Source organism: Burkholderia sp. APQ4-4ca (genome assembly GCF_057837105.1).
The window spans coordinates 114052-120403 of record NZ_JBYQCG010000172.1; the positions used below are offsets into that span (position 1 = coordinate 114052).

A 6352-nucleotide genomic window follows, 5' to 3' on the forward strand; every position below is an offset into this window, starting at 1 on the left:
CCGCCGCGCATGCGTGCGGCCCGGTTCTCGTCAGGAGGTGCGCGGTGACCGCTCCGGCCGATCGCGCGCGTGAACAGGCGTTGCAGTCGCTGCACGCTGCTGCGGCTCACGCCGACGCGCCCGATGCACGGCTGTTCGGCGCGCTCGTGACGGCACGCGCGTGCCGCAACGAACTGTCGCTGCTCGGCTTGTCGCCCGGCCAGTTCGCCGGCCTGCTGACCCGGCAGTTTCCGCCTCTGCGACCCGTCGATACCGCTGCACTCATGCAGACGGTCGCGCCGTCGCCATTGCCGGCCGCCCCCTCGACATTCGTCGCGACGCTGCACGCGCGGCTGATGGGCGACGCGAATCCCGCCGTCGCCCGCGACGATGCCGATTGCCTCGCGTCGATCATCGCGCATGCGTGCCTGCGTCCCGACCATTTGTGGCGCGACCTCGGGCTCGACGGGCGCGACGCGGTATCCGCGATGCTCGAGCGCTTTTTCCCCGCGCTCGCCGCGCGCAACGTCGCTCAGTTGCGCTGGAAGAAATTCCTCGCGCAGGAAGCGGCCGCATCGCGCGGCGTGCCGCCCGGGCCCGCACCCGGATGCCCGGGCTGCGAAGATTTCGGTGTCTGCTTTCCTCCGGCGCGATAGTTCCCGTCGCGACGCTTGACGCCGCCTGTGTCGTCGCATCGTCAGCCGCAAAAGCCGTCTTGATCGGCAAGGCAAGCGCGAGCCTGCCGTGACACGATTTCGCCACATTCCGCTTCGGCGAAACGCCGCGAATCGCCTGTATCTCACGCAACGACGGCTGAATAGTCATCAAATCGCGGACCGGTTGCCGAAGCACCTTCCACACGTCGAACCCGATCCGGCGACGGGCAGCCGCTTCCGGCACGCGAATGCCGACACGTCGACGGCATGATGACGGCCCGCGGCATTCGGGGAAGCGGCTGACTGCGTTTCCCATAAACGGTCACCTTGCGATCCGCAGCGCCCATCGCACGCGACACGGTCAGTGTCGATGCCGGTGATGAATATCCGGAAAATGCGCGTGACTGTGCGTGATCGGCAGATGCACGTGCGGATGCGTGTGCGGTTCATCGCCGTCATACGGGAAGTCGTGCGCGTGCTGGTGATGGTCGTCGTGCCGATGCCGATGCGTATGTTCGAGCCGCTCGTGCGCATGCGTGTGTTCATGCCGTTCGCGCACGTGCAGCCAGATGCCGAGCGTCATCAGCGCGGCCGCGAACCAGAACGTCGCGGGCGGCAGCGCCGGCCAGATCAGCAACGACAGCACGACCCCGAACAGCGGGGCGATCGAAAAATACGCGCCGGTACGCGCGCTGCCGAGATGACGCAGCGCGACGACGAACAACACGAGGCTGATCCCGTAGCCGCCGAGCCCCGTCAGCATCGCCGCGGCCGTGACCGGTATCGCGGGCAGCGGCGCGCCGGTCGCCAGCGCGATGCCGACATTCACCGGCCCCGCGATCAGCCCTTTCACGCACGCAATTACCATCGCGTCGTTTGCGGCCACCTTGCGGGTCAGGTTGTTGTCGATCGCCCAGCACAGGCATGCGCCGACGATCAGCAGCGCGCCGACCGGCACGCCGGCCCGGCCCGGCGTCCACGACAACAGCGTGCCGCCTGCGACGATCGCCACCATGCCGAGGAATACCTGCGTATCCACGTTCTCGCGAAACACGAGCCACGCGATCACGGCCGTCAGCACGCCCTCGAGATTGAGCAGCAACGCGCTCGTGGCCGCCGGCGTGCTCGACAGCCCGAGCATCAACAGAGCTGGGCCGGCCACACCGCCCGCGGCAATCGCGCCGGCCAGCCACGGCAAGTCGGCCCGCTGCAACGGCGCGGCGTCCGCGGCCGGTGCACGACGGCTGTGCCAGCGGCGCAGCAGCATCCCGATGCCGAGCCCGACACCGCTGCCGAGATAGAAGAGGCCAGCGACCATGAACGGCGACATCGCGCCGATCAGCGCCTTGGCGAGCGGTGTCGCGGCGCCGAACAGCGCGGCAGCCGCGAGCGCGACGAAAATCGCGGAATGTCTCGGGTTCATGGTTCCGGTTGAGTCGACGTTGATGACGCTGGGCGTGGCCTTGGGTCGAGACGGGCTTGCCTTATTTTTCGAAAGACGGGGTGTATCGTCGCGATCGGCTTGCCCGCGCGCCGACGATCCAGTCCAGTCGTGATTATCGCGCGCCATTGTGTCGCGAGGAACAGGCGGAATCGCTCGCGCGTCGATCGACGCGTCCCGTTTCATCATTTCTGAACGCAAATTATCTGGTAGAGGCCGCTTTATTTCTCAGGTATACGAATCATTGGAACGCACACGACGCGGTCGACCTATCATGCGTGCCGACGCCGACCGACGAACGTGAATCGTCCGTTCGCGTTATCCGTGTTCGACAGGGAGGGGATGTACCGGCAGATTCAGCGCCGGTGGAGGCAGTCCCGACCTGCGTCTGTCGACGCAGGTCGGTCCGTCGTGTCATGCGCCGCCGCGACTTGCAGCGGGTATGCAGCGCGCGGTGCGGATTACTCGTTGCCGGCCGTTTGCCGTTCGACCTGCTGCGTGGCGTCGATCTGCTCCTTCGCTTCCGCTTTGGCTTGCGCCGGTTGCGGCGCGGCAGCGGCCTCGGCCTGATGCTCGGCCTTCGGCTGCTGCGGCGCACCCTTGGCCGATTGTGCCGCGCCCTTGCCGCCGGGGCGGCGAGCCTTCAGACGGCGCGCACGCGCCGCGTCGTCGTGCGTCACGCGCCCGGCTTCGTTGCCCTGCAGGTCGACACGCACCGCGTCTTCGACGAGGCAGGACCAGTAGCGGTTACCGCGGCACCACGTCGACATTGCTTCGCGTAGTTCCGCTTCATTGAGGCCCACGGCCTGCGCTTCGCGTGCGAGATCGTCCCAGATGCCGACCTTGAGCGGCACTTTGGGGGCCGGATTCTTCGGGAACGCGCGCGGAAACTTCCGCTGCAGTTTGCCGATTGCGACGATGACCGGATCGACCGGCGCCGACGGCTTCGCCGAAGCAGGCTTCGCCCGATGCTGCGCCTTCGCGCCGGCGCCCGGCTTGGCGCCGCGGGACGGCTGGTCGCCGGACTTCGGCTTCGCACCGGCGTCCGTCGGCGCCGCCGGCCGCTTCGCGTTGCGCTCCTGCTTGGCCTTCGCTGCGAGCTGCGCCCGCAATTCGGCAAGTTGTTCAAAACCCATAAATTCAATCCACCAGGAATATAAAGTGTGGTTCGTGCGGCCATGCCGCGCGGCGCAAAAGCAACGCCGCCATGCGTGCGGCCGGCCTGCCGCCGGTGCGGAACACGACGGGGCCGCATCGCGCACGCCACTCTGTTTCGGGCACCCGGCCTCGATGCCGGACAAGGCAGGAGTGGAAGTATACCGGTACGCGGGACGGCCGGTTGACTCGCCGGTCCGCATTTGCCCGGGCCGCGGCGCCGGAAATGCGTCCGCGCGGTCGTGTTGCGCATTATATGGATACGTTTCCGGATGTCACGCCATTCGCGGCCCGACCGGAAATCGGGCCATGCGAATGCTCAACGGGACACGCGATCTTCCGCGCGACAGCCATCGGACAGCGTCGTGTCCGCACCCCCGACCTCGCGCGACACTCCCCCTGACCCACGTTTGCGCCGACCTCGGGGTCCGATTCGTTGCGTCCGCATCGATCGCGTCGCGAACGAAAATATCGGAAAGTGCGTAGTATGGCCAAATCGACCTCGTTGGCAGCACGTCCCGCCTGTTTTTCACCGCGCGCCCGATCGGCGCGCGCGATCCCGTTGCCTGCGAAAGACCCGGTTACACGAGATGGAGCGGATGCATGGTTTCCCAAGACGACACCCCGCACGACGGCATCACGCGCGAGGAGATCCACCATCGGCAGATCGACATGCGCGGCTATCGGCGCAGCGATGGCCTGTTCGAAGTCACGGCCTGCCTCGCGGACCGCAAGACCAGCGATTTCACGCCGCCCGGCGGCGCGCGGACGGTCGCGGCGCTGACGCCGCTCCACGATCTTGGTGTGACGCTGGTCTTCGACGTCGACATGGTCGTGCGCGCCGTATCCACGTTCATCCGTTCGCATCCGTACGCGCAATGTCCAGGCGGCGGCGACTCGCTGCAGGCGCTCGTCGGATTGAACATCGGTGCGGGCTGGAACAGCGAGGTACGCAAGCGCCTGCCGTCTTGCGATACGTGCACGCACCTGAAGGAATTGCTCGGCCCGATCGCGACGACCGCCTATCAGACGATGGTCGGCATGCGGCGATCGTCGCTCGATTACCGCGACAGCGAGGGCAAGCCGCTCAAAATCGACAGTTGCCATGCATACGGCGCATCGCGCGATCTCGTCAAACGTCTTTGGCCCGAATACCACCGGCCTTCGGCAACGGCAAAGGGCCGCTGAAGCCTCGGCGCTCGGCGGTTCGGCGTCGTTGGCGGAATCGGTATTGCGCGGCCGGCGGCAGACCCAGCCTGCGTCGATTCGGCAGATCGGCGCCGCCGCATCCGTCATCAGAACACGCCCAATGCAAGCCCCGCAGCGAGGCCCGCACCGAGTTCGGCGCAGCGCGCGAGCGCGTCGCCGTCGATCGTCTTCGTCGCGAGAATACGCTCTGGCGTCTGCGCATGCGTGCAGACGATCAGCCCGGGCGCGACGTTCTTCAGCCGCCATCCGGTCGCGATCCGGTCGATCTGCCGCAACGCGTTCTGTCCGTCGCTTCCCGCGCAGATCATCGCCGCATACGGACGGCCGTTCACGCGATCGAGCGCCGCGTAGTAGCAGCGATCGAAGAAATCCTTCATCAGCCCGGACATCGCCGCAAGATTCTCCGGCGTCGCGAAGAGGTACGCGTCGGCCGCCAGCACATCGTCGGCGCTCGTCGCGTCCGCGCGCTGCAGCCTGACGTCGACGCCCGGCTGCTCGCGAGCCCCACCGGCAGCCGCTTCGGCCATCTGCTGTGTGCCTCCGGTCATCGTGTGATAGACGATCAACAGCGTCTTCATGGGTCGTTGCTCGCGGTCGGCTTCGGGGCGCGGACGGTATCGCCGGGTTGGGGCCGGATGGTCGGTCGGCACGGTTAAGTGCGATTGTGCGTTCGTTTTCTCCGAGTCGGCGGGCTTCGCGCATCGCAACGATTTCGATTGGCCCGCGCTTCCGGATGCTCGAGGATGCGGTTCAGTCCTGCGTGCGATGCGACGCGGCGCCGTCGTCCGGTCGCGCGTAGTACGCGAGGAACATGTCGGCGGCCGATTCCGCCACTTTCTGCTGCTCCTGCGCCGTCAGCGGCGGCTGGCCCATCGTGATCTGCGGCCAGAACGCGAATACCTTCACGGCGCCATGCAACTGATGCGCGGCGAACACCGGATCGGTGGCCGACAGACGGCCGGCCGCCGCGGCCGCACGCACCCAGACCGTGACGTCCTCCTCGCGCTCGCCGAGACGTTCGACCATGTCGCGCGCTCGTTCCGGCGAATGGATGGCCGCGCCGATCGCGACGCGCGCCAGCGCGAGAAACGCTTGGTCGTTCATCAACCGCAATTTGCGGTCGAGCAGCGCGAGCAGTTGCTCGCGCAGCGGCACGTCGGCGCGATAGGTCGGCGAGTCGCCGGTCCGGGTCGCATCCCACAGCTTGTGCAGGATTGCGGCGAACAGGGTTTCCTTGCCCGGAAAGTGGTTGTAGACGGTTCGTTTCGACACGCCCGCGCGCGCGGCAATGCGATCCATGCTCGTCGCATCGTAGCCGGCGGCGAGAAATTCCTCGATTGCCGCATCGACGATGGCCACGCGCTTTCGGTCAGTCAGGCGCTGAGGGGAAGTGCTGCTATTCATGGAGAAATTTTACACCGGGCAGTTTACTTATCCCAAAATAAACTACACTGCTTAGTGTACTTTATTCTTCGGACGAACCGGACATGGCATCGCCTCTCGTTTTGATTCACCGCATTCTGGGTCTCGCGGCCGCCCGACGTGGCCGGGCGCTGTCCGGCGGTTCGCCGCAGCACAATGGCGAGCGCTTTGCCAATGTCGCGCCACGGCCCGCCGAAGGATTGGGCAAGACGTTGGGCATTGCGTGGAACATGCTGGTCAACAAGCCGCGTCACACCGTGCCCGCCGGCACCCTGCCCGTCGATTCGCTGACCCGCGCGGAACTCGACGCGGCGCCCGATCGCAGCCTGTACCGGCTCGGCCATTCGACGCTGTTGCTGAAGTTGCGCGGCGAATTCTGGTTGACCGATCCGGTGTTTGCCGAGCGCGCGTCGCCGTTTCGGCGTATGGGTCCCAAGCGCTTTCATGCGCCGCCGATCGCGCTGGAAGAGCTTCCTCCGTTACGCGGCGT

General features: G+C 66.6%; 6 protein-coding genes and 1 pseudogene. 3 read left to right on the forward strand and 4 right to left on the reverse strand.

What is annotated here, in order from left to right:
• Positions 1 to 44: 44 nt before the first annotated feature.
• Positions 45 to 635 (forward strand): nitrogen fixation protein NifQ, encoded by a 591-nt coding sequence (locus AC3IFE_RS20210; RefSeq protein WP_489191715.1) that lies wholly within the window; start codon positions 45 to 47, stop codon positions 633 to 635.
• Positions 636 to 996: 361 nt separating this feature from the next.
• Here AC3IFE_RS20210 and AC3IFE_RS20215 read toward each other — a convergent pair whose 3' ends face one another.
• Together AC3IFE_RS20215 and AC3IFE_RS20220 are read right to left on the reverse strand one after the other, a co-directional pair.
• Entirely contained in the window at positions 997 to 2058 is a 1062-nt protein-coding gene (locus AC3IFE_RS20215; protein ID WP_489191716.1) for a DMT family transporter, read from the reverse strand.
• A 479-nt stretch (positions 2059 to 2537) separates the two neighbouring features.
• On the reverse strand, positions 2538 to 3212 hold the full coding sequence (locus AC3IFE_RS20220) for a ProQ/FinO family protein (RefSeq protein WP_489191717.1): 675 nt from the start codon (positions 3210 to 3212) through the stop codon (positions 2538 to 2540).
• A gap of 622 nt (positions 3213 to 3834) precedes the next feature.
• Here AC3IFE_RS20220 and AC3IFE_RS20225 point away from each other — a divergent pair.
• On the forward strand, positions 3835 to 4419 hold the full coding sequence (locus tag AC3IFE_RS20225; RefSeq protein ID WP_089471648.1) for a DUF2889 domain-containing protein: 585 nt from the start codon (positions 3835 to 3837) through the stop codon (positions 4417 to 4419).
• A 107-nt stretch (positions 4420 to 4526) separates the two neighbouring features.
• Here the strand turns inward: AC3IFE_RS20225 and AC3IFE_RS20230 are convergent, their stop codons facing one another.
• Positions 4527 to 5018, reverse strand: a complete 492-nt coding sequence (locus tag AC3IFE_RS20230; RefSeq protein ID WP_089471649.1) for a flavodoxin family protein — start codon at positions 5016 to 5018, stop codon at positions 4527 to 4529.
• A gap of 172 nt (positions 5019 to 5190) precedes the next feature.
• Positions 5191 to 5844 (reverse strand): TetR/AcrR family transcriptional regulator, encoded by a 654-nt coding sequence (locus AC3IFE_RS20235; RefSeq protein ID WP_489191718.1) that lies wholly within the window; start codon positions 5842 to 5844, stop codon positions 5191 to 5193.
• A gap of 83 nt (positions 5845 to 5927) precedes the next feature.
• Here AC3IFE_RS20235 and AC3IFE_RS20240 point away from each other — a divergent pair.
• Positions 5928 to 6352: pseudogene (locus tag AC3IFE_RS20240) on the forward strand (MBL fold metallo-hydrolase); the annotation flags it as partial.

Coding starts and splice junctions, on each gene's coding strand:
- AC3IFE_RS20215 (WP_489191716.1), bottom strand. CDS start 2,058: ATGAACCCGAGACATTCCGCGATTTTCGTCGCGCTCGCGGCTGCCGCG.
- AC3IFE_RS20220 (WP_489191717.1), bottom strand. CDS start 3,212: ATGGGTTTTGAACAACTTGCCGAATTGCGGGCGCAGCTCGCAGCGAAG.
- AC3IFE_RS20225 (WP_089471648.1), top strand. CDS start 3,835: ATGGTTTCCCAAGACGACACCCCGCACGACGGCATCACGCGCGAGGAG.
- AC3IFE_RS20230 (WP_089471649.1), bottom strand. CDS start 5,018: ATGAAGACGCTGTTGATCGTCTATCACACGATGACCGGAGGCACACAG.
- AC3IFE_RS20235 (WP_489191718.1), bottom strand. CDS start 5,844: ATGAATAGCAGCACTTCCCCTCAGCGCCTGACTGACCGAAAGCGCGTG.